The organism is Lactobacillus sp. IBH004 (genome assembly GCF_026185255.2).
Taxonomy (GTDB): domain Bacteria; phylum Bacillota; class Bacilli; order Lactobacillales; family Lactobacillaceae; genus Lactobacillus; species Lactobacillus melliventris.
The window spans coordinates 1887513-1910430 of sequence record NZ_CP110217.2 but is presented as its reverse complement, the minus strand read 5'-3'; the positions used below and the strand labels follow the sequence as shown (position 1 = coordinate 1910430).

Here is a 22918-nt window from a genome sequence, read left to right as displayed (position 1 = left end):
TTTATTTTAAATATAATAATTAAAATAAAGGTTGAAATAATGACAGAATGTACAATCAATTTTATAGCTCGCCTGCAGGAATTTTCTTTTTTTCGAGCCACAAGACGGACAATGGCGATGCTAATGCCAATTGCTGTAGTTGGCTCCTATTTTAAACTTTTAGGTGATTTGATCTTTACACCTAACGGGTTAATCTATAATATTTTCAATTTGGATAAAGTTTTATCAGATCACATTTGGTATGGCGGTTCTTTTGTCTGCCGGGGAATGGTAGAAATTACTTTTGGGGTTTTTGGCGTTTATGCCAGTTATTTTATGGCTCGTTACACCGCACGCCTTTACCATAAAGATTCAACTATGGCAGGTCTAACAGCAGTTTTGATAATGCTTTTCTGCTCATATGCTTCCAGTAGTGGACGCAATGCTCGTATGCCTTTTACCGCCAGTTTATTACAAATTAATGCTGTTTTTATTGCCTTAATTGTAGGATACTGTGTGGGCCAAATATTTCATTTATTAGGAAAGGACTTTTCTTACGTTGAATATGAGGGCACAAAAGTAATTCAAAAAAGAGCAGGGGATGCCGTTTTACCAAGCGCTGTTTCATTATTATTGGGTGTTTTTTTAGGTATTTTAATTTATGAACTACAGCTTAAATTACTTAATTCCGCCAGTTTTACTGAAATTGTTAGCAGGGTTCAGACTACTAATAATTTTGGCGAAGTGCTGTTATTGACAGCCGTAATTACTTTTTTTGATTGGCTTGGAATTGGTTATCCGTTGCGCTCCTTAGCGGGAATAGTAAATAACGCCTTTACTGCAGAGAATTTAACATATACATTAAAACACGGTAATTCTTGGAATGTGCCATATAAATATCTGGGCAGCTCACTTATTAACAGTTACGGCATAATGGGCGGTGCCAGTGTTGTTTTGGCTGTTATTGTGTTACTGCTTAGCAGAAGAGATAACAGGGAAAACGAAATAAATGCTAAAATTAACTTGTTGCCTGCTGCTTTTGGTTCAAGACTAGGATTTACAGTTGGCTTACCTTTAATGTTAAATCCTGTTTTTATCTTACCGAGCATTTTAATTCCTCTGATTAATATGACAATAGCCGTGGCAGCTATTAGTTTACACATTATCCCAGTTTGCGTTTACCAGAATTTAAAAGGGACTCCGGGACTATTGGTTTCCTTTTTTGGCACTAACGGCAATTGGGCAACACTAATTTTTACATTATTGTTGTTTTTATTAGATATCTTTTTATTGCTACCTGTAATTAAGATAAATGAAAAAGTTGAATTAAGAATTAAAAAGCAGGAGATGAAATAGCAGATGCAAAAAAATCCTAACTATAAATGGTTGCTCCTGATTATTATTATTTTAATTATGCTTGCTGTTCCCAGCTTCTTTTGGATGAAAAAAGATAATAAATCACGAGCAGAACTCAGTAAATCGCTTCTCTCGCCTGTAATTATGGTCCCGGGTTCAAGTGCTACCACCGAGCGCTTTAACCAGTTAATTGATGAACTTAATAAAACGACACTTAACAGACATAGTGTAATAAAAATTAGAGTTTCACGTGAAGCAAAATTGACTTACACTGGCTCTATAGGTAAAAATGACTTGGAGCCCTTTATTATTATTGGTTTTGATAACAATAAAGACGGCTATTCCAATATTAAAAAACAAGCTAAGTGGCTAAATGTTGCATTTGAATCGTTAATCCAAAATTATAAGTTCAATAATTTTAAGGCGTTTGGTCATTCTAACGGCGGTTTGATTTGGACTTACTGGCTGGAGCACTATTATTCTGAGTATTCAAATGATATCAAAATCAAGAAATTAATGACTTTAGGTACGCCATATAATTTTACTGAAAATAATATTAATAATAGAACGCAAATGCTGGCTGATTTTATTAAAAAACGTTCAGCACTGCCAACCTATTTAAAGGTTTATTCTCTTTCTGGTGGCAAAAATTACGAATCTGATGGTATTGTACCTGAATCAAGTGTAGCTGCAGGTAAATTTATTTTTCAAAATCAAGTAAAAAACTATACTGCAATAACAGTTACGGGTGAAAAGGCAGATCATTCTGATTTGCCGCAGAACAAGCAAGTAATTCAGGCCATAAGACAGTACTTATTAAAGAAGCCAGAAAAGCCGTTAAAGCCGGCTAAAAGAAGGGGCAATCACTAATGAAATATCAAAAGCAGCCGACCAAAATTGAAGTAATTGGTGGTAAAGTTAATAACTTAAAAAACATCAACGTTGATATTCCCCTGCATAAATTTGTAGCGATATCGGGGTTAAGCGGATCTGGCAAATCAAGCTTAGCGATGGGAATCTTGTACTCAGAGGGTGCAAGACGTTATCTTGATTCCTTGGCAGCTTATACCAGAAGACGTATTAGTCAAGTTGGTCGTGCACAGGTTGACGAAGTAAAACATATTCCTTCAGCTTTAGCTCTAAGGCAAAGGCCTGCTGTGCCCGGAGTTCGTTCCACGGTAGGTACAATTACAGAAGTTTTTAACATCTTACGGTTGATTTTTTCCCGTTTAGGTTCACCTGTATGCCCCAACGGTCACCGAGTACCAGCAACGATTAAAATAGCTGAAGCCATGGATCTAACGGGGGCAGCTATGGGACGATTAACTTGTCCTACATGTGGGAGACAATTTTATGCTTTTAGTGCAGAAGACTTTGCGTTTAATTCTGATGGTGCGTGTCAAAAATGCCAAGGACTGGGAACTGTTGAAGAAATTGATGATAGCAAAATCATTGCAGATGAGAATTTATCTCTTGAAAATGGAGCAGTGGCAACTTGGCAAATTCCCGGACGAAATTGGATGTGGCGTATTGCCCGGGAACTAGGGGTACGGACCGATATTCCATATAAAGAGCTGAATGCTAAAGAAAAAGAAATTGTACTTCATGGAAAAGAGCGGAAAGTCCCGATTGATTTGCCAACTTCAACTGGTCGCGTATATCATCTAGATGCGCTATATGAGAATGCTTATAATGCGGTAGCTAATTCACGCAAAACTACTAAGTCTGAACGCGGACTGCAAAGAATTAACTCCTTTTATAAATTCAGTACCTGTCCCCGCTGCCAAGGCTATCGCATTGATCCAAGTCGCTGGCAGCAGTTAGTTGCTGGAAAAAGTATTGTAGCAGCTGAACAATTAACTTTGGGTGAACTGAGCCACTATATGAGTGAGATTTTAGCTTCCCTGCCGCAAGATATGCAGGAATTGGCGGAAAATTTAACTGGTGAATTGATGCATCAAGTCAAGCCCCTGCTAAAATTAGGCTTAGACTATCTGAGTTTAGATAGACAGGCTGCCAGTCTGTCTACGGGGGAACTGCAACGAATTCAGCTTGGTAGAACTTTGCGTACGGAAACCACTGGGGTGCTTTACGTTTTAGATGAACCATCTGTTGGTTTGCACCCTGATAATGTGGCTGGACTGATTGATATATTTCATGAACTGGTTAATCAAGGAAACTCTTTAGTTGTAGTTGATCATGAAACTGCAATCATTAAGGCAGCCGATTGGGTAATTGAAATTGGTCCTGGTTCAGGCAGCCGGGGTGGTGAGATTATTTCCCAGGGAATACCTAGTGAGATTGAGCAAAGTGAACAGTCTCTAATTGGTCCTTACTTAACTGGTAAGGCACCACTCCTAGTTCGTCACAGGGCCAAAACTGACCAAATTTTTAAACACGGTAAGGTTGAATTTGATGTTACTGAACGTTTTAATTTAAAGAATATTCACGCGCAAATTCCACTCAATCGCTTAACTTCCGTTACCGGCTTTTCTGGCGCTGGTAAGACTACCCTAATTCTCGATTCCCTCATTCCTGCACTTAAAGCACAAAAAAATCTTAAAAATGGTCCTGATTGGGTAAAAAATTTAAAAAATGATGCTATTAAAAATGTAATTAGTGTTGACTCTACACCTGTTGGTAAAAATCAACGTTCGACTGTTGCAACTTATACTGATATTATGGATAATTTGCGTAAACTCTTTGCCAAGCAGCCATTAGCAAAAAAATTAAAATACCGTGCGTCTCATTTTTCTTACAATAACAAAGAGGGTGCCTGTCCGGCATGTAACGGAACCGGTGTAATTTCACTTGACATCCAATATCTACCAGATATGGTTGAAACGTGCTCTGTATGTGGCGGTCACCGTTTTAACCAAGCTGTTTTACAAGTAAAATGGCATAACTTAAGTATTGCGGATGTCTTAGATTATTCCGTTGATGATGCGCTAGACAAAGAACTTTTTAAAAATGAACCAAAAATCAATAAAACAATTACAACTTTGCATGATATGGGTCTAGGATATTTGCACTTGGGAGAATCTACTCCAGCTTTATCAGGAGGAGAAGCACAACGCTTGAAACTAACCAGTCATATCCATCAAAGACAAAAAGGGACACTATTTGTTTTTGATGAACCGACCGTTGGCTTACATCCACAAGATGTCAGAACCCTTTTGCATGTTTTTCAAAAATTACTTGAGCAAAAAGGAACTATTATTACAATCACACACGATTTAGATATTATGGCTAACAGTGATTATATGATTGATATGGGACCAAAAGGTGGGCTGCAAGGTGGGAAAATTATTGCAAGTGGCACTCCTGTGGATATTTCGCAAAAATCTAATAGTTTAACTGGTAAATATTTACGAAAACAATTTAAATTGTATCAAAAATAGCAGTGAAAAGTCTTAAAAGAAGCATTAGTGCTTTTATAGCAAGACTTTTTTCTTTTGTGGAAAAAACGGGAAAATTGTGGAAAAAGCAATCATAATTTTTGCCTTCTGTGGATAACCTGCTATAATATTATATGTAAGTAATTAGCAGTCGAACCGATCGAGTGCTAATCACAAATTTATAACCTATCAAAGGGGTGTTTGCATATGGCATATTTTGATAACGATTTTGACGATTTATTTAACGAACTAAACAATTCATTCTTTAACAATACTAACGACAACGGTGGTGCTATTCCTATTCACTACTCCAGTAGTATGAATATTTCTCCACAAGATTTGAATCAAAGTGGACAAGTGAGACAAAAACAAGGTCAAAAGCCAATTGGTGTTGATCTGGTTGAACAAGCTAAGAAGAATAAGTACGATCCTGTAATTGGGCGTGACGAACAAATTCAAGAAGTAATTGAAATTTTAAGTCGGCGCAAGAAGAATAATCCTGTGTTAATTGGACCTGCCGGGGTTGGTAAAACAGCTATTGTAGAAGGCTTGGCACAAAAGATTGCTGCAGGCGATGTTCCTGATAAAATGAAGGACAAGCATATTATCGCAATTAATATTAATGATATGGTTGCCGGATCAAGCTTGCGTGGCAGTTTTGAAGAGCGCCTTAAGAAAGTGATTGACGAAGCAAAAAAGAATCCGAATATTATCTTGTTCATTGATGAATTGCATAATATAGTTGGAGCCGGTTCTACTGATTCTGAGAATAATAACGGTGATGCCGCTAATATTTTAAAACCGGCTTTAGCTAGTGGTGATTTAAACTTAATTGGTGCAACGACTACAAGTGAGTATCGCAGAATTGAAAATGATGCGGCACTCGCACGTCGGTTCCAACCAGTACAAGTTCCGGAACCATCAGCAGACGTTACCGTTAAAATCTTGGAAGGATTAAAGGATAAATATGAGTCTTTCCATCACGTAAAATATAATGACAGTGCTTTGAAACTCGCAGTTGAATTGTCACAACGTTATATTCAGGGACGTTATTTACCTGACAAGGCCATTGACTTAATGGATGAGGCAGGTGCTAAAAAGGGTCTTGATACAATTCCCAGCGATGAAGCAACTTTAAAGAAACGGATTAAAAAGCTTGAAAGTGAGAAAGAAGCAGCTGTCAAAAAAGAAGATTATAGTAGAGCAAACGAGTTGAAAAAACAAGTCGAAGACTTGCGTGATAAGGCTAATCACGTGGATGACGCTGCCACTCCACATGTTACTGATGAAGATATCTACGCTTTAATCGAAGCTAAGACTAAGATTCCAATGAGTGAATTACATGCAAGTGCAGGACAAAAGAACCTTGACTTGGCTGAGAAATTAAAGAAAGTAGTTATTGATCAGGATAATGCTGTTGACATCATTACAGATGCGATTGCCCGTAAACAAGTTTTCAAAGACAATGATCGTCCCACTGGTACGTTCTTGCTAACTGGACCTACTGGTGTAGGTAAGACGGAATTAGCTAAACAATTAGCTATTCAGCTATTTGGTGGTGAAAATCATCTTATTAGACTGGATATGTCTGAATATCAAGATCAGATGGCAGTTAATAAATTGATCGGTTCGGCACCGGGCTATGTTGGTTATGGTGAAGGCGGCCAATTAACTGAAAAAGTTCGTCATCAACCATACAGTTTGATTTTGTTTGATGAAATTGAAAAAGCTAATCCACAAGTATTCAATGCTTTGCTTCAGATCATGGACGATGGGCGCTTAACTGATGCTCAGGGCAGAACAGTTTCCTTTAAGGACACAATTTTAATCATGACTTCTAATGCAGGCTACTCTGACCAATTATTAAAAGACGGCAAAGTTGATCATGATAAGCTGATTAAAGCTCTTGAGGCCTACTTCAGACCAGAATTTTTGAATAGACTTGATGCTATTGTTCCGTTTAATTCATTGACCAAAGATGATATGAATAAGATTATTGATATCTATTTGAATAAAATGGCACATGTTTTGGCTAAAAAAGGTGTTAAGGTTGAAGTCTCTGATGAAGCTAAAACCTACTTAGCAGATAAGGGTTATGATAAGAAATTTGGTGCAAGACCTCTACGTAGAGTCGTTGAACAAGATTTAGAAACGCCAATTGCCAAGTTATTAATGAAAAAACCTGACACTAAAACAGTTAAGTTTACAGCAGATGATAAACATGTTTACCTAAATGATGCCGCAATTTTGGACATTTCGGCAAAAACTGATACTGAAACTAAAGATAGTGCAAAACAAGACTAATTTTAAAAACGAGAGTCATCCTATGAAAGTGATGTAAACCCTGAAATTAAGATAAATTGGGGAGTCATATTGCAATGAAGGGATGGCTCTTTTTTTAAATATATTCGTTTCACGTGAAACTAGATGCACATACAAAATTTTGCTTTTGTTTTATTATTAGAAGTTCAAATTATTTTATTGGACAATAGAGAAGTTTTACTATTGACAATAAAAAGAATTTAGTTTAAATTAGTTAACAATTAAATTAATATTAAAAGCTAAAGAGAAATTTTTAGCTTATGTAGTTTTTTATAGGGGACAGTTCAAATGAAACAACGAGTAGAAGACCTAGATTGGAAAAATCTGGGATTTAAGTATCGAGATCTGCCTTATCGCTATGAGGCAAAACATAAAGATGGTGAATGGCAGGAAGGGAAACTGACTGAAGATTCAACCATGACATTTTCTGAAGGTGCAGAAGTCCTGCACTATGGTCAGGAAATTTTTGAGGGCTTAAAGGCCTATCGTAGAAAAGACGGTAAAATCAACCTGTTTAGACCTGATCAAAATGCACACCGCTTTACCCTTTCAGCAAAGCGGTTAGCCATGCCGCCTTTCCCTGAAGATAGGTTTGTTGCTGCAGTAAAGCAAGTTGTTAAGGCTAACGAAGAGTTTGTACCACCATATGACAGTGGTGCGACCCTGTATTTACGGCCACTTATGGTGGGAACATCAAAAGTTTTAGGTGTTGAAGCAGCCAGCGAATATACCTTCCGCATTTTTGCGGTTCCAGTTGGCGCATATATTAAAGGATTGAACCCTGCAGATTACATTGTTAGTGAATACGACCGTGCCGCATATGCCGGTACTGGTCAAGCAAAGACATCAGGTAACTATGCCAGCAGCTTGCTTCCGTCCGTTGAAGCACACAAGAACGGCTTTGCCGATTGTCTTTACTTGGATCCACGTGAACATAAATATATTGATGAATTTGGTGGTGCTAACTTCTACGGCATTACCCAAGAAGGTCAATTTGTCACACCAAAATCACAATCGATTTTGGTTTCTATTACTAAGCGCTCACTTTTGGAAGTCGCTAAGTGGCAAGGCCTAAACCCGGTTGAACGTCAAATCACTTTGGAAGAAGCGTTCAACATGAAAGAAGCTGGTGCTATGGGTACAGCTGCTGTAATTTCACCCGTAGGTTCAATTACCTATAAGGGTGAGAAGCACGTTATCTACAGTGAAACAGAAACTGGACCGGTAACGACTAAGCTTTATAATGAATTAGTTGATATTCAGTATGGTAATAAAAAAGGCCCAGAGGGTTGGGTCCAAACAGTAGAATAAGTTTAAATATCGGGAACATAAGAGTCTGGGAAAAAATTATCTCTTCCCAAACCAACAAAAAAGCATTGAGTTTTGATATGACTCATAAATTTGGGGGTCATATCATTTTACGACTCAGTGCTTTTTTCATATACATTCTGCTCGGTATTGATATTATTTATTTACCAAACTCAAATAGGTCAGAGACCAATCGTCATGTATCAAAATTATACCACAGGTCAGACTGCTTTAGTATCCAATTTAGACTTTGTTATTCACCAGAATCTTTTAATCTGTCGAAATAATTTTTAGATTCTTAAAGAAGCCTTCAGTACCAATATCAACAAAAAGGCCGACACTACCTTGGGCTTTTGAACCATGTTTAAGGCTCGAGACCTTTAAAATAGGGTTGCTGTTGTTATTTAAGTAAAACTTTCCAGTTTCATCTTTTATTTCTGCTTTGATGGTGATCCATTGATTGAGCCCGATATCTGCTGAATTTTCATATTTAGTAATCTTATTATCGCGAAAGTATTTAAAAGTATGATGTGGATACGAAAAGTATTGAACAGCATGGCGCTTTCTTATTGGATCTTTTGTATGACCATTTGTGGGTCTGATATAGAAAGATTCAAAAGCCGAATTATCTTTATTAATTCGAAAAGCAATTCCAATAAAGCCACGTGCATAGTCTGGAGCATCCGGCAATAGTCGACTTAAAACTTGCACCTCTATGATACCATTATGAAAATTACAATTAGCTAATTTAGTAAATGTATTTTCATCAGGCTTTGCGAGTTTTTTAGCTTTTATCACACGAAGAATGGGCTCTTCCTTTAGGTCAACAGTATTAGCTTGTGTATTAACATTGATAAACTCGCTATGATTAAAATTCAATTTTCCCTCCCAGTATTAAAAACTATTATTGAACAAATATCTAAAATAAAGATAACATATATAATTTAATTTGCAATAACGCAAAGACTTTGCTCCAGCAATTTGCGAAAACTTTTATCGGCTGGTAACGATTTATCCGCAAACCAACCTGTTCCAACGTTGACAATATCTCCTATTGCTAAATCTCTAATGCACCTGCTTGCCAGTAATTGCTTTTTAGGATCAGTAAACTCAGTTGCTATCATTTGATTAAAGATAGATTTAAGTTCATTAAAAGCTGCAGTAGTTTCAGGAAACATATTGGTACGCGGCATTTTCAAAACAAATTGTGTTAAATGAAAATGATTAAGAGCTATTTGGCGAAACTCCATTGCAAAATCAATAATTGCTGTCATGCCGGCTTTACCAAATAAATTTCGTCGCAGCTGATCTGTCATTAAATTAATTAACCAAGCAACTATGGCATAATTCAGTGCTAACTGATTGGGAAAGTAATTATATAAAGCCTGTGATTGGGTACCAAATTCTCTGGCAATGGTCGCAAAATTATTTTCTTTTTTGTTTTCAATTAATTTAATGCTAGTTTTTATAATTAATTCTTTGGATAAAATTTGACGTGGCATACTAAACTTCCTATTTGCTTGACTTTTACAATGCGTAAATTATAATTACATATTGTAACTATAACACAAGATATGGTAAATATTAAGGGGTCAAGCATCATGAATATTTTTTTATTGGGACTAATAGGGTTAGTAATAGGAACCTTTGTTATTCTTTTTGGTGGTGGTGGCGCAGCCATTTACCTGGCAATTTTGACCGGTTTGTTTGGCCTCAATGCAGCGACAGCTTCTTCAACTTCACTAGTGACTGCTTTACCTTCATTAATTATCGGTGCAATTAGTTATTACCATCAAAGACAAATTAATATTAGAGTGGGTAATCAAATGTTAATGACGGCAATTCCGGCTGTAATAATCGGAGCACTGGTCTCAAAATATATTCCCGCTAAAATTTATAAGTGGCTAATAGGAATTGTCTTAGTAGTGCTTGGCATTAATATGTTATTTAAGAAAAAAGCACAAACCGCAGAAACAGTTAAGAAAACGCAGTTTGCCAGAATGGAAGCTGGAATTTATGGTATTTTGGGCGGCTTAATGGTTGGCGTAGCCGGCATGAGCGGTGGTGCTGTTATTATCGGTGGTTTATTTTTGCTGGGGTTACAAGATTTTCAAGCTACTGCAACTTCAACTTACGTTTTAGTTTTTATGACCATTACAGGCGCAATCTTTCATATTGCTGACGGCCGGGTAGACTGGACTGCTGGCTTGCCCTTGATGATTGGCGCCATATTAGGTGCAATAATTGCACCCAGACTGGCCCAGATTTTAGCCCAAACTAAAATTACTCGTTACATGAAACCCACAATTGGCATTTTGCTTATATTATTAGGGGCTAAGTCATTGCTTTAGCTATTATTACGTAAAATTTTTAAAAGCACAAGTATTCAACTAATACTGGTGCTTTTTAAATTATTTTATTTTGCTGTATGTTTTTAGTTGTTTGAGCAGCTCGAAAGGCTATGGGAACAACAATATTGTCAACTTCACGGCTATGCAAAATTAATTTAATTAAGTTATCGACTGCTAATCGTGCAATTTCTTTAACAGGTTGGACTATTGAAGAAAGACTGGGTGCAATGCTTGGCATCATTTGAAAACCATCATACCCAATTAATTGTAATTCTTCAGGAATTTTAACCGAATAATTTTGGAGTTTAAAAAGTAACTGATAAGCTGTTTCATCATTAACAGTAAATATGCCATCGATGTTATCAAGATGGTTAATGACTTTGTCCAACAATAAAGGTGCTTCAGGGTCAGTTTCACTGCATTCAAAAACCTGATAAGGTACATTTTGCTCTTTTGCTATTTTAAGAAATCCTTTTTTACGATTTAAGGATCCGTTGGGATAGTTAGCATAGGTGCCAACAAAAGCAATTTTTTTGGCACCCCGTCTGATTAGTTCATTTGCAGCAATTTCACCGCCATGATAATTATCGGAAGTAATAGTCGCTACTGTTGGAGTCGTAGAAGTATCAAAGAAACGGTCAATACTGATAAATGGAATGTTGGTGGATAGATAAGGATCAATATCGTTATAAGTAATTCCGATTATGCCGTCAACTTTGTTTTCTTGTGCCATTTGTAAAAACTTTTTTTCGCTCGCAGGATCGCTTTGGTTATTTGAAAGTAACATACCATATCCACGATTTTGTAATTCCGCTTCAACATAATAAGCAAATTCTGCATAAAAGGGATGCCAAACAAAAGGTACGCTAAGTGCAATCATTTTTATTGAGTCAGATTTTAATGCTTGAGCTAGGCGGTTCGGCTGATATCCTAAGTCTGCCATTGCCTTGTGAACTTTATCAAAGGTAATCTTTGAAAACCCACCCTTATGGTTAAGAACACGGGAAACAGTGGCAATAGATACTTGTGCTTTAGCTGCTACGTCTTTGATACTAGGTTGTTGAGACATTCTGATCACGCTTTTCTTAATTATTACTTACATTATACATCATAGATAACGTTTACTTATTTTTTATTATATTTTTCTTGAAATCCTTTTAAATAAGTTTTATTATTTAAGTAAACGTTTACTGATAACGTTTGCAAAAAGAGAGGGAGAAGAATATTGTGAAGCAAACAAAGAAGTTAAACACATATCATTTATGGAAAAATCGGATAAGCTATGGTGTTTCAGATTTTGCTTGTAACTTGGTGTGGAACGTATTGACGTTATATATGATGTTTTTTTATACCGACGTAGCTGGCATTGCTAGTGCGGCAATTGGAACAATGATTATGGTAACTCGAATATTTGATAGTTTTGCAGATATGTTTACTGGAGTAATTATTGATAAAACACATTCACGTTGGGGTAAAAGCTTACCCTATATCTTTTTTGGCGCATTTCCGTTAGCTGTTTTCGGCATATTATTATTTTGTGTACCAAATATATCAATGACAGGCAAATTGATTTACGCATATGTTACATATTTAGGCATTTCCATTTGTTATGGCTTAGTAAATATTCCAATATCGTCAGTCTTACCTAATCTAACTAAGGACCCGGTTGAAAGAACTAATATGTCAACGGTCAGAATGGTTTTCTCATTTTTAGGTGCAACTTTTGTTAGCGTTGCAACACTGCCTTTAGTTAAGTTTTTCGGCGGCGACAACCAACAAAAAGGTTTTGTTTTAGTAATGAGTTTATATTGTGTCGTAGCAATTTTTATATTATATGTTCCTTTTCATAATTTACATGAAATTGATGATCCGAAGAGCGTTAAAAGTTCTGTTAAATTAAGTGAAAGTTTCAAGGCACTGTTTAAAAATAAGCCGTGGTTAGTTTTTGCTTTTAGTACACTATTTATGTGGGCATCGAATTTCTTTGTACAGGGTTCGTTGGTTTATTATTTTACTTACGTTGTTGGCAGTGCAGCGCAAGCTGCAATAGTTGCGGGATTAATAAATTTTGTCCCAATGATTGGAACAATCATAACGCCGTTTTTAGTTAAACATTTAATTAAGCGTAATGTCTTTATTTTAGGAAGTGGTATAGCTGCATTAGGTTTAATAGTAATGTTGCTGGGGCATAAAGGCTTGCTTTGTATATATTTAGGCTCAATTTTGTATGCATTTGGCCATGGTATTCGGCAAAACATGTACTTTTCAATGCAAGCCGATCCAGTTGATTATAGTCGCTGGCAATCTGGACTCAATTTATCTGGCCTAATCTCAGCCATTAATGGCTTCATTGGTAAGTTGGCAATGGCTATTACTTCAGCAGTTACCGGCTTTTTACTAAGTTGGGGCCAATATGTGCCGCATCATGTTCAATCTGGTAAAGCAATCTTTGCTATTAAGGCTAACTTTATTTTGTTACCGATAGCTATGATTGTATTATCAATTGTAGTAATGTACTTTTATAATCTTGATAAAATTTATAACCAAATAAAAATGACTAATAAGGAGAATTAAAATGAACATTTCGGATTTAGCTCTAATTAACTTAAATGAAGAAAATCGGACAATATCACCTGAAAATTTAACGGGCGCTAAGGGTAAAGCCGCTATGAGTGCCAGTGACTTGGGTCCCAGCCGCAAAGGCAATGGTTCCATTAAATTACCTCAAGGAAAAACTGTAACCATAGCTGATATTCATTCTGCAGGAGAAATCAGGCATATTTGGATGACAATTGCTGATGCAACTCCAGCAGGTAGTTTTGTATTGCGGGATGTAGTTTTGAGAATGTATTGGGACGGTGCAGACAAGCCGGCAGTCGAAGTTCCTATTGGCGATTTTTTCTGTAATGGCTTTGGCGAACGATGTGATATTAATTCTGCTTTAATTACTGTTAATCCAACAGGTGGCTTTAACAGTTACTTTCCAATGCCTTTTAGAAAATCCGCTAAAATCACAATCACAAATGAACATCCTGGTGATATTGACGGCTTCTTTTATGGTATTGACTATGTTATCAAAGATGTGCCCGAAGATGCCGCATACTTTCACGCTGCTTGGAATAGACAAGAATATACTGAAAAACAAAATGATTTTGTAGTTTTACCTTCTGTAAAAGGCCCCGGACATTTTGTAGGGGTTTATTTTGAAGTCTGTGCTTTACAACGTTATTGGTGGGGTGAAGGAGAATTCAAATTTTATATTGATGGTGATACCAACTATCCAACAGTTACTTCTACAGGTACTGAAGACTATTTTGGTGGAGCCTGGGCATTTCACCAAAAAGACAAAAATGGTAAGACTTACGCTCAAACTTTTCAAAGGCCTTTTATGGGGTACCCATTTATGTCAAAAGTAGATCATACGCGGGATGAATTTAATAATGGTGAGTTAATGCCTTTACATGCCTTTGGCAATGATGCTTTGCCAATGCATGGGTTATATCGCTTTCACTTATTGGACCCAATTCGGTTTAAACACGATTTAAAAGTAACTGTCCAGCAAATCGGCAATAATGATATTCAATTGTTTGAGCGTTCAGATGATGTTGCTGCAGTTGCCTATTGGTATTCAGCAGAAAAAGCAAGTAATTTACCAGCTATTGCTCCTCAACCGGAAAGAGTGCCGCGCTAGGTATTTATATAAATGACAAATTAAAAACGTGATTCTGTTACGATAACAGAACCACGTTTTTTCGAGCGCAGATAACTGTCAAAATTCCAGCTTCCTTGATTGTACTCTGCATCTATTTGAGAACGTCATGCTTTATAAGAGTGCGTAATTTTTACTATATTTAGATATCTCCGTATCAGATGGTCTTACTTTAGCCCTAGTTATTTAAAAAGCCTTTCAATCTTTTAAAAAAGATACAGTAAGTTTTTAGCAGAATGGTAAAATATTTATATAATTGAAAAATAATTTAGTATAACTTTTTGTAATAGTAGGACCTAATTAATTGGTATTTTATGTTGAATAGTTTTCAGTGGATAATAAAATAAGGCAATTTGATTATTTAAATAAAAATTACAGCCCACCAATTATATCAAAGAAAAGAGATCAGAATGAGCATTATCAAAAATCATTTTTTTGCAGGTGAAAGAATTCTTTTTGGACTAAAAGATGCACAACTGGAAGGAATCACTTTTGGAGAGGGTGAGTCCCCACTAAAGGAAGCCAGCAAAATTAGCATTAAAGACTCTGTTTTTAAGTGGAAATATCCGTTGTGGTATGACAATGACATCACTGTCGCTAATACTGTTTTTGAAACTATGGCTCGTAGTGGTATCTGGTATACCAAAAATATTGCGATTAAAAATTCGGCTTTGCAGGCACCAAAATTATTTAGAAGAGCAGAAAAAATAAATTTGGACCATGTTCATTTTGCAAATGCTGAGGAGACAATGTGGACATGCAAGGACATTCGTATTACCAATAGTCAAATTAACGGTGATTATTTTGGCAAAGATAGTCAAAATATTTATCTTGACCACGTCAGTGTGGTTGGCAACTATGTTTTTGATGGTGCTCAAAATGTTGAAGTACATAATTCTACTTTTGTTTCTAAAGATGCCTTTTGGAACTGTGAAAATGTTACTGTGTATGATTCGCTAATAGATGGTGAATATTTGGCCTGGAATGGCCACAATATTAAGTTCATTAATTGTCAGATTGAAAGTGATCAAGGACTTAATTACATTGACCATTTGGAATTAAAAAATACCAATTTAATTCACACGGACTTAGCTTTTGAATATGTTTCTAATATCGATGCTACGGTTTCGAGTAAGATCGATAGTGTCAAGAATCCAATTTCCGGTAGTATTGTTGCTCCTGCAATAGGTAAATTGATTCTAGATCCACAAAAAATTACTCCCGCTAAAACGGAAATTATCTGTGCTAAAATTGATGAGAAGATTGATCATTCAGATGAAAATCAGAAACCAGGGGATTAAATATAATGAATAAATATGATTTTGTTAATGCACCGGATAGAAGTATGACAGATTCAGTCAAGTGGCATGTTAAAAAAGGCGACTTACCAATGTCAATTGCCGATATGGACTTCAAAACCGCACCGGAAATTATTGCTGCAATGAAAGAAAAAATTAGTCTCGGTGTTTTTGGCTACGAGTGGCCTGAAGATGATTATTTTAATGCTGTAGCAGATTGGTATGAAAAAGAACATGGTCATCGCCCCCAAGAAGAATGGCTAATTTTTACTACGGGTGTAGTACCAGCAATTTCTGCAGTTGTGCGGCGAATCTCTCACATTGGTGACAATGTTTTAGTGCAAGCACCAGTTTATAATGTTTTCTATAATTCGATTGAAAATAACGGTCGACACGTTTTAAGTAATGACCTGCAATTTGATGGCTCAAATTATGAGATCAATTGGGAAGACTTGGAACAAGAACTAGCATTACCTCTGACGACACTAATGATTTTTTGTAATCCGCATAATCCTGTGGGAAAGGTATGGACTCAAGCAGAAGTTCAAAAAATTGCTGATTTATGTTTTAAACATCATGTGGTGCTTTTGTCTGATGAGATTCATGGTGATCTGGTGCGCAAAGGACCAGATTATACTCCTGCCTTTTCAGTAAATGGTCCTGCACGTGACAACGTCATTTCCTTAGTTTCGCCAAGTAAAACCTTTAACGTTGCCGCTTTGCATGCAGCAACCGCTATCGTACCGAATAATAACTTGCGCGCTATGGTTAATCGCGGTCTCAATAGTGACGAAATAGCAGAACCTAATTTGTTGGCTATTCCGGGAACGATCGCTGCTTATGAACATGGTCATGATTGGTTGCAAGCATTGATTAAGCAGCTAAACGTTAATTTTACATATGCGCAAGAGTTTATCGGCAATAATCTTCCCCAAGTAAAAGTGGTCTCAGGCAAAGCAACATACTTAATTTGGCTTGATGTTGAAAAGATTAGTACCGACTCGCAAGAACTAGCAGATTACTTAGAGAAGAAAACAGGTCTGGTTTTATCACCGGGAAGTATTTATCGCGGTAACGGTCACAACTTTTTACGTATGAACCTTGCCTGCCCATTAGCAATGGTTAAAGATGGCTTAGAAAGATTAAAGACAGGACTAACCCAATATTCCGCTTAAATATGTTAAAAAGACGACTATGGCAATCAGCATAGTCACTTTTTGACTAGAAATAATAAAAAGCTAACTAGTACTATAAGCGAAATTAATGTTTCATGTGAAACTCAAAGACAAAAGGTAATAAATATGGCAGATTAATTAGCTGAGTCAGCATATTTTCAATATTATTAATTTGCTAATAAGGCGAATAGTTTAATTACCTATTTGCATACTAGTTGTTGAAACAGACTTTTCATTTGCCGGTTTTAAGTTGTAAAAAATTAATTTTTAGATTTATTTTTTTGAAAGTGCTGAGCAAGTTGAATGGCAGTAGTGATGTAGTCAAGAATAGTTGAGACAGCTAATATGATGCCTTTGAAATTAAGCGAGTCTTCAAAAATTAGCGGTAGTTGGGCTCCCATTGCAATAAACAAAACTATGATCAAAAGTTTACCCGGAGAAATTTTGCTATTACTACTTGTGAACTTATCTAATAAAGTTTGAATCTTTTTTGTTGTTTGTGGTGATAGCTGCATTTTCTGAGCAAGAATTTTTAAAAAGGTTCTGTTTTTAAAGACAGAGACTAATTGCTCATTTGCTTCTGTGGATAATTGCTTTAGTTGTTCTGCAATATGCTTATTATGTTTAGCGCAAACCTGCAATAAATTTTGAATTTGTTGTAGTCCAGATAAATTCCATGAATAATTATTTGAATTAATTCTTTCCCATAATTGTGGTATCTGTGCAATTTTTTGATTGAATTGGTTGAATAATTTCTGTGACGTTTTTGTTGGTAATATACTTTTTGGCCAATTTACTAACTTATTTTTAATATGCATAAAATATACTTCCTTTTCCTAATTATAGCAAGGATGAAAACTATACAAACTTGATATGCTTAAATTAAAAATTGCTTTTTTCATGTGAAACATTATTACGAGTGACTTGATGATTGAGACAGGGTTCATTATTTAAAAGAATTATTGCATAAATGATGATGTTGGATAAATTAATAAAAGTAATTGACCGCAAACTCACTTTTTATAATGAAGTTACCAAAAAGCATAACATGGATGAGCGTAAAAATAGCCGGAAGAAATATTAGCTGGCAAAGAAAAAGCGCAATAATGACACTAAAGGTAAATTATTGCACCTGATTTATATTACTTTAAATAAAGCTAAATTTTTATTGAAATGGAAATACTTTTTAATCGTAATTATTTGCTTTGGATGGTAATAACATAAGAATGATGAACCAAATGTCGCCAATGATTGGCACTATCATGATTAGAATCCACCAAGCAGAATGATTACTGTCATGTAAACGGCGAAAGCGCAAAGATAACATTGCAATCCAGACAACAAAGGATATGATGAGAGAGCTCGTCTTGATGCTCCAATCGCCCCAATTATAAATATCATTAATTGAATGACCTAATAGGCTCTCAACCAAATTCATCAAAACAAAAGCCAATATCCAATTTATAATCACCGGCCACCAATATTCTGAACGATTAGCAGTGCCGGAAAAATTAAAAATATTCTGCCAGAACTTTTTATATGATTTAATCATTAAATATTTCCTCCTACTTTTACCTAATAAATTCATCATAGTGCATTGCAAGAGAATGGGCAAAGATAAAGGCTTTATGTGAATTAATAAGCGTTATTTTTGTTTTATTATTATAAAAGCGGTATCTTGAACTTGAATTCATTGAAGGGAGAAAGTACAAATGAACAATAATTTATCAGATCCGTTAAAGCGTTATCATCATGATGATTTTCCTAAGCAATCACAGGAATATCCTGGACTGCAAAGTAAAATGGATCCTGCACCTGCCGGTGACATGGCCGACTATGAAGGACATGGATTGTTAAAGGGCCGCAATGCCCTTGTCACAGGTGGTGACTCCGGTATTGGCCGCGCTGTAGCGATTGGCTTTGCCAAAGAAGGAGCAGATGTAGCCATTCAGTATTTGCCGGAAGAAGAGTCAGATGCTAAAGATACAGCTGAATTAATTAAAAAGGCTGGACGTAAAGCAGTTTTGCTGCCAGCTGATTTCCGTAAACGTGGCGAAGCAGCAAAAGTTGTTGAAAAAGCTGTCAAAGAATTGGGCAGTTTAGAATTATTGGTAATGAACGCAGCTATCCAACAAAATGTTGATGGCATAGAGAATTTGTCAATGGATCAAGTGCACGATACTTTTGAAGTTAATATCATTTCCATGTTTGAGATGGCTAAGGCTGCAGTACCGCATATGAAGCCGGGCAGCGTAATTCTGACCTCGACTTCTTTAGAAGGCTTCAGTCCATCACCAATATTGCTTGATTATGCAGCTACCAAAGCAGCAATTGTCAGCTTTTCTATTAATTTGGCTCAAAGTCTTGCTCCTAAAGGAATTAGAGTTAATAGTGTTGCACCTGGTCCTGTTTGGACACCTCTGCAAGTTTGTGGTGGTCAGCCAACTGATGCTCTTGCTACATTTGGTCAGCAAGTACTGCTGAAACGCGCAGGACAACCTGATGAAATAGCTCATGTTTATATTTTCTTGGCTTCAAACTTGGCCAGTTATGTAACAGGCCAAGTATATGGTGCCACAGGTGGACCAGCTATTAATTAAAGAATAATAAATAAAATTTAATTTCCGTTTTTGCTTACACAAAAGTAAAAGCGGATTTTTTATGCAAAATTTGCTTTTTGGATAGGGCTTCAGTATATTAAATAATTAATTAGTCTTTAATATCCAAAGAATAGAGGTGAAGAAATGAATAAAAGTATTTTTCAAAAAATAGCACTACTGTCGCAAAAAAATGCCAGGATTATTGCAGATGAGTGGCATTACGACGGACAATATGCTTTTTATGATATGAAAAATGATCAAGAAGATTATGATGAAATAATTTCTCCCAAGTTACGTAAAAATAATTACTTTCAGGTTTTGGATACAAACGGCAATTTAGTCGCCTTCTTTTGTCTTGACCCAGATAAGGAGAAAAGAGAACAAGTTGAAGTTGGGTTGGGACTAGCTCCTAATCTAACTGGTCATGGTCTAGGCAGCGAATTTATAACTGTCATGGAAAATTTTGTCAAAGATAACTATGACTATAAAGTAATTGTTTTATCCGTTGCTGACTTTAATTTGCGCGCGATTAAAGTCTATCAAAAGGCAGGTTATGTCCAAACAGGTACAGAAAATGTGCGTTCAAATGGCGGCATCTATAAATTCAATATTATGTCAAAGAAAATTTGAGTTTAGTTTTATAGATATTTATGAAAGAATTGCAGGTGAAAATTATGGATAAAACATGGCAAAAAATGTATGAGGCAACAAAAAAAGTACAAGGATTCACTGCCATTGGCCCTCATATGGAAGCTGGTGGAGTCGCTGCTGCTGTTCTAGCTGAATCAGGAAAAATTTATACGGGAGTTTGTATTGACACAGCCTGTGGATTAGGTGTCTGCGCGGAACGCAGTGCTCTTTTTAATATGATTACCAATGGTGAAACTAAAATTAGCAGAGTTTTAGCATTAATGGCAGATGGTAAAAATGGTGCTCCTTGTGGTGCTTGTCGCGAATTTATTGTTCAGTTAATGGAAAAAGATTATCAACAAGTTGAAATTATGCTGGATTATGAAAAGGACAAAGTCGCTACAATGGGCGAATTAACCCCAGAATGGTGGCTATAATGTATAAAGAAGTAAAACAATTTTGGCAGGATTTTTGCTTTAAGCACAATTTGTCTGCCAGCACTAAAGTTGACGCTTGGGCTTTTGGTTATAGTGAAAAAGATGCAGATGAATTGGCTGAGTTAGTTAAGAGAGGCATAAAAACTGCCACAACTTCAGAATATGTACCAGGCGATGAAGATATGCCTAAAGTTGGCGATTGGAACATAATTCTTGATGGTCAAGGTAAACCCGTCTGTGTTGTCCAAGATAAAGTGGTAGAAATTATCCCTTATAGTCAAATTTCCGCAGAACATGCTTATCATGAAGGAGAAGGAGATCGCAGTTATCAATATTGGCGCACAGTTCATGATCAATTCTTTGAAGAAGAATTTAAAGCTAATGGACAAAAATTTTATCCCCAAGCGCCAATGGTTTGTGAAACTTTTGCAAAGATTGATTAATTGGGACGTTGCAAAATGAAAAAAATATGATATAGTTAAAATAATTTAGAGAAAGAGGTTATTGCCAAAATGGAGAATTAATTTCTGGTTTTATTAGTAAGCAAAAAGTTTGATAACCAAAGCTTTTGTCATGCTTTTTTGCCAATAATCAGAAATTGGTTTTGTTCTCTTTGGTGGTGATTCTTTAGTTTCACTAGCTTTTTGTGCACTGCTAATCAAATTATGGGCAATATGGTTATCAGTGCTTTTTCTTTAGCAAAAAGCAGGTGTTAACATGGAATATATTAAAATAACGAATCTGAAAGTAGAGTATCAAGGTGAGGTTTTATTTCAAGCTCCACATTTAAATGTTCAAGACCAGCAAATAACCGGTTTGATAGGTGATAATGGTGTAGGTAAAACTACGTTAGTCAACATTATTGCTGAAAAGCCTACAGTTTTTGAGATAGAGGGGCAAGTTAAAAGAAATTGCCATACTATTTTAGTACCACAAATTTTAAATAACAGTGAGCAAAGTGGTGGAGAAAAGGAAAAGGCAGCTATTGTTCGAGCATTACTTCAGATAAATCAAACTCAGAATTCTCTGCTAATTTTGGATGAGCCGACATCTAATTTAGATATTGAGCAACAAAGATGGCTAATTAAAGCCTTAGACAGTTTAAAACAACCAATTCTGTTAATTAGTCATGATCAGGCTTTTTTAAGTAAACTTGTCAATGTTATCTGGCAGATCAAGGACCAGCAAGTTCATGAATTTAAAGGTACTTATGACGAATACCAGCAATTTCTTAGAACACAAGAAAAAAGGCAGAATACTGAGTATTATCAAAAACGAATTGAAATTAAAAGACTAAAAAAAGATCAAAGGGAGTACGAAACTAGGGCTAAAAAATCTACTAAGAAAAAGAAAAGTATTTCTTGGTCCGATTGGAAAATAAAAGATAGCAGCGGTATAGAAAAAAGCCTTTTTCGTGAAAGTACTTTACTGAAAAGGCGTATAGCTAAAGCAGAAACGACGCTGGAAAAGCCGCAAGTTAATCAGCCAATCACTTTAGGTAATATTGAAAATATGAATCTGGAGCTGTCTCAGAAAAGCAGCATAGTCAGATTCAAGACGCAAAGTGTTACTCTACATAAAAAGCAATTATTTGCAATAACTAAAGAGTTGAAAATTAAAGGAAAAGAAAAAATAGCGTTAACTGGTATAAATGGTGCTGGAAAATCAGTTTTTTTAGAAAAATTATTTCACAAAAAACTGGCTGTCTGGCTTAATCCACAGCTAAAAATGGGCTATTTCAAACAAAATATGGCGCAGGAAACTGAAGAAACAGCTACAGTAAAAGAGGTAATATATAAAAACAGCATTTTTAATAAAACTACTACAATGCAGCTTTTAGGTGACTTGCATTTGCAAAGATCTTTGGATAATCGCGTTAGTGCTTTGAGTGGAGGACAGCTTGTTTGTTTTAAATTGGCAAAAGTGCTTTTAGGTGAACATAACTTACTGATCCTTGATGAGCCGGACAACTTTTTAGACATTTCATCTATTAATGCTTTAGCAGAATTTCTAAGAAACTATCCGTTTGCTGTTATTATAGTTTCTCACGATCAGAAATTGTTAAAAGAATTAAACTTTACTTCTTGGAAAATAAAAAATCACAAGTTGATAACGCCTAGTGATTTTTCGAGTAAAGAAAATACCAAAAATGCTAATCAGATCAGTTTATTGCAATTCAAATTAGACCAACTGATTTCTGATCCTAACGCTTCATTTACAGACATTGAAAATATTTCCCGGGAAATAAATAGGATTTCTAAAAAGAACTAAATCTTGTTAACTGTGGTAATAGCAGGAAGATTATTGTAGCTAGTGCAATTAAAAGGATTTATAGATGACTTGATTTTAGCTTAA

20 protein-coding genes are annotated in these 22918 nt (G+C 35.8%); 15 read left to right on the top strand and 5 right to left on the bottom strand.

Annotated elements, in window-relative coordinates; translation table 11 throughout:
* The first annotated feature begins 39 nt into the window (after positions 1–39).
* The 5 genes from LDX54_RS09325 (at position 40) to LDX54_RS09305 (ending at position 8366) form a co-directional block, all read left to right on the top strand.
* Positions 40–1335, top strand: a complete 1296-nt coding sequence (locus LDX54_RS09325; RefSeq protein WP_122026723.1) for a PTS sugar transporter subunit IIC — start codon at positions 40–42, stop codon at positions 1333–1335.
* A 3-nt stretch (positions 1336–1338) separates the two neighbouring features.
* Positions 1339–2205, top strand: coding sequence for an alpha/beta hydrolase (locus LDX54_RS09320; RefSeq protein ID WP_046325713.1), 867 nt, complete (start codon positions 1339–1341; stop codon positions 2203–2205).
* Positions 2205–4736 carry an AAA family ATPase gene (locus tag LDX54_RS09315; RefSeq protein ID WP_122026672.1) on the top strand — a complete coding sequence of 844 codons (2532 nt, stop codon included), beginning with the start codon at positions 2205–2207 and terminating at the stop codon, positions 4734–4736. Before LDX54_RS09320 ends, LDX54_RS09315 begins: the two co-directional genes overlap by 1 nt.
* Positions 4737–4940: 204 nt before the next feature.
* Positions 4941–7037: an ATP-dependent Clp protease ATP-binding subunit gene (locus LDX54_RS09310; RefSeq protein ID WP_122026671.1), complete on the top strand. Its 2097-nt coding sequence runs from the start codon at positions 4941–4943 to the stop codon at positions 7035–7037.
* Positions 7038–7343: 306 nt separating this feature from the next.
* Positions 7344–8366 carry a branched-chain amino acid aminotransferase gene (locus tag LDX54_RS09305; protein ID WP_265667302.1) on the top strand — a complete coding sequence of 341 codons (1023 nt, stop codon included), beginning with the start codon at positions 7344–7346 and terminating at the stop codon, positions 8364–8366.
* Positions 8367–8633: 267 nt separating this feature from the next.
* Here the strand turns inward: LDX54_RS09305 and LDX54_RS09300 are convergent, their stop codons facing one another.
* Positions 8634–9242 carry a hypothetical protein gene (locus LDX54_RS09300; RefSeq protein ID WP_265667303.1) on the bottom strand — a complete coding sequence of 203 codons (609 nt, stop codon included), beginning with the start codon at positions 9240–9242 and terminating at the stop codon, positions 8634–8636.
* 65 nt (positions 9243–9307) lie between these two features.
* Positions 9308–9865: a TetR/AcrR family transcriptional regulator gene (locus tag LDX54_RS09295; RefSeq protein WP_265667304.1), complete on the bottom strand. Its 558-nt coding sequence runs from the start codon at positions 9863–9865 to the stop codon at positions 9308–9310.
* A 99-nt stretch (positions 9866–9964) separates the two neighbouring features.
* Here LDX54_RS09295 and LDX54_RS09290 point away from each other — a divergent pair, with 99 nt between their 5' ends.
* The gene (locus LDX54_RS09290; protein ID WP_265667305.1) at positions 9965–10714 is read left to right on the top strand and encodes a sulfite exporter TauE/SafE family protein; all 750 of its coding nucleotides are present in this window, start codon (positions 9965–9967) and stop codon (positions 10712–10714) included.
* Positions 10715–10769: 55 nt separating this feature from the next.
* Here LDX54_RS09290 and LDX54_RS09285 read toward each other — a convergent pair whose 3' ends face one another.
* On the bottom strand, positions 10770–11783 hold the full coding sequence (locus LDX54_RS09285) for a LacI family DNA-binding transcriptional regulator (RefSeq protein WP_122026665.1): 1014 nt from the start codon (positions 11781–11783) through the stop codon (positions 10770–10772).
* Between the two features lie 158 nt (positions 11784–11941).
* On the opposite strand from LDX54_RS09285, the gene LDX54_RS09280 reads away from it, so the two are divergent.
* The 4 genes from LDX54_RS09280 to LDX54_RS09265 all read left to right on the top strand — a co-directional run bounded on the left by LDX54_RS09280 (position 11942) and on the right by LDX54_RS09265 (position 16896).
* The gene (locus LDX54_RS09280) at positions 11942–13288 is read left to right on the top strand and encodes a glycoside-pentoside-hexuronide (GPH):cation symporter (protein ID WP_265667306.1); all 1347 of its coding nucleotides are present in this window, start codon (positions 11942–11944) and stop codon (positions 13286–13288) included.
* Between the two features lies 1 nt (position 13289).
* Positions 13290–14405, top strand: coding sequence for a glycoside hydrolase family 172 protein (locus tag LDX54_RS09275; protein WP_265667307.1), 1116 nt, complete (start codon positions 13290–13292; stop codon positions 14403–14405).
* Between the two features lie 428 nt (positions 14406–14833).
* Positions 14834–15724 carry a DUF3737 family protein gene (locus tag LDX54_RS09270; protein ID WP_265667308.1) on the top strand — a complete coding sequence of 297 codons (891 nt, stop codon included), beginning with the start codon at positions 14834–14836 and terminating at the stop codon, positions 15722–15724.
* Positions 15725–15729: 5 nt separating this feature from the next.
* Entirely contained in the window at positions 15730–16896 is a 1167-nt protein-coding gene (locus LDX54_RS09265; RefSeq protein ID WP_265667309.1) for a MalY/PatB family protein, read from the top strand.
* Between the two features lie 260 nt (positions 16897–17156).
* Here LDX54_RS09265 and LDX54_RS09260 read toward each other — a convergent pair whose 3' ends face one another.
* On the bottom strand, positions 17157–17714 hold the full coding sequence (locus LDX54_RS09260) for a hypothetical protein (RefSeq protein ID WP_265667310.1): 558 nt from the start codon (positions 17712–17714) through the stop codon (positions 17157–17159).
* Between the two features lie 368 nt (positions 17715–18082).
* Positions 18083–18448, bottom strand: coding sequence for a DUF805 domain-containing protein (locus tag LDX54_RS09255; protein WP_187157047.1), 366 nt, complete (start codon positions 18446–18448; stop codon positions 18083–18085).
* 160 nt (positions 18449–18608) lie between these two features.
* On the opposite strand from LDX54_RS09255, the gene LDX54_RS09250 reads away from it, so the two are divergent.
* From LDX54_RS09250 to LDX54_RS09230, 5 genes are all read left to right on the top strand, one after another.
* Positions 18609–19496 (top strand): SDR family oxidoreductase, encoded by an 888-nt coding sequence (locus tag LDX54_RS09250; RefSeq protein WP_110446804.1) that lies wholly within the window; start codon positions 18609–18611, stop codon positions 19494–19496.
* Between the two features lie 144 nt (positions 19497–19640).
* Positions 19641–20126: a GNAT family protein gene (locus LDX54_RS09245; RefSeq protein WP_265667312.1), complete on the top strand. Its 486-nt coding sequence runs from the start codon at positions 19641–19643 to the stop codon at positions 20124–20126.
* 44 nt (positions 20127–20170) lie between these two features.
* On the top strand, positions 20171–20563 hold the full coding sequence (locus tag LDX54_RS09240; RefSeq protein ID WP_265667313.1) for a cytidine deaminase: 393 nt from the start codon (positions 20171–20173) through the stop codon (positions 20561–20563).
* Positions 20563–21006, top strand: a complete 444-nt coding sequence (locus tag LDX54_RS09235) for an ASCH domain-containing protein (protein ID WP_265667314.1) — start codon at positions 20563–20565, stop codon at positions 21004–21006. The genes LDX54_RS09240 and LDX54_RS09235 overlap by 1 nt, the downstream gene beginning before the upstream one ends.
* A 274-nt stretch (positions 21007–21280) precedes the next feature.
* Positions 21281–22834 carry an ATP-binding cassette domain-containing protein gene (locus LDX54_RS09230; RefSeq protein WP_265667316.1) on the top strand — a complete coding sequence of 518 codons (1554 nt, stop codon included), beginning with the start codon at positions 21281–21283 and terminating at the stop codon, positions 22832–22834.
* The last annotated feature ends 84 nt before the right edge of the window (positions 22835–22918 follow it).

Bases quoted from the DNA above. Each gene is read 5' to 3' on its own strand.
- LDX54_RS09325 (WP_122026723.1), top strand. From the start codon at position 40: ATGACAGAATGTACAATCAATTTTATAGCTCGCCTGCAGGAATTTTCT.
- LDX54_RS09320 (WP_046325713.1), top strand. From the start codon at position 1,339: ATGCAAAAAAATCCTAACTATAAATGGTTGCTCCTGATTATTATTATT.
- LDX54_RS09315 (WP_122026672.1), top strand. From the start codon at position 2,205: ATGAAATATCAAAAGCAGCCGACCAAAATTGAAGTAATTGGTGGTAAA.
- LDX54_RS09310 (WP_122026671.1), top strand. From the start codon at position 4,941: ATGGCATATTTTGATAACGATTTTGACGATTTATTTAACGAACTAAAC.
- LDX54_RS09305 (WP_265667302.1), top strand. From the start codon at position 7,344: ATGAAACAACGAGTAGAAGACCTAGATTGGAAAAATCTGGGATTTAAG.
- LDX54_RS09295 (WP_265667304.1), bottom strand. From the start codon at position 9,865: ATGCCACGTCAAATTTTATCCAAAGAATTAATTATAAAAACTAGCATT.
- LDX54_RS09290 (WP_265667305.1), top strand. From the start codon at position 9,965: ATGAATATTTTTTTATTGGGACTAATAGGGTTAGTAATAGGAACCTTT.
- LDX54_RS09285 (WP_122026665.1), bottom strand. From the start codon at position 11,783: ATGTCTCAACAACCTAGTATCAAAGACGTAGCAGCTAAAGCACAAGTA.
- LDX54_RS09275 (WP_265667307.1), top strand. From the start codon at position 13,290: ATGAACATTTCGGATTTAGCTCTAATTAACTTAAATGAAGAAAATCGG.
- LDX54_RS09270 (WP_265667308.1), top strand. From the start codon at position 14,834: ATGAGCATTATCAAAAATCATTTTTTTGCAGGTGAAAGAATTCTTTTT.
- LDX54_RS09265 (WP_265667309.1), top strand. From the start codon at position 15,730: ATGAATAAATATGATTTTGTTAATGCACCGGATAGAAGTATGACAGAT.
- LDX54_RS09260 (WP_265667310.1), bottom strand. From the start codon at position 17,714: ATGCATATTAAAAATAAGTTAGTAAATTGGCCAAAAAGTATATTACCA.
- LDX54_RS09255 (WP_187157047.1), bottom strand. From the start codon at position 18,448: ATGATTAAATCATATAAAAAGTTCTGGCAGAATATTTTTAATTTTTCC.
- LDX54_RS09250 (WP_110446804.1), top strand. From the start codon at position 18,609: ATGAACAATAATTTATCAGATCCGTTAAAGCGTTATCATCATGATGAT.
- LDX54_RS09245 (WP_265667312.1), top strand. From the start codon at position 19,641: ATGAATAAAAGTATTTTTCAAAAAATAGCACTACTGTCGCAAAAAAAT.
- LDX54_RS09240 (WP_265667313.1), top strand. From the start codon at position 20,171: ATGGATAAAACATGGCAAAAAATGTATGAGGCAACAAAAAAAGTACAA.
- LDX54_RS09235 (WP_265667314.1), top strand. From the start codon at position 20,563: ATGTATAAAGAAGTAAAACAATTTTGGCAGGATTTTTGCTTTAAGCAC.
- LDX54_RS09230 (WP_265667316.1), top strand. From the start codon at position 21,281: ATGGAATATATTAAAATAACGAATCTGAAAGTAGAGTATCAAGGTGAG.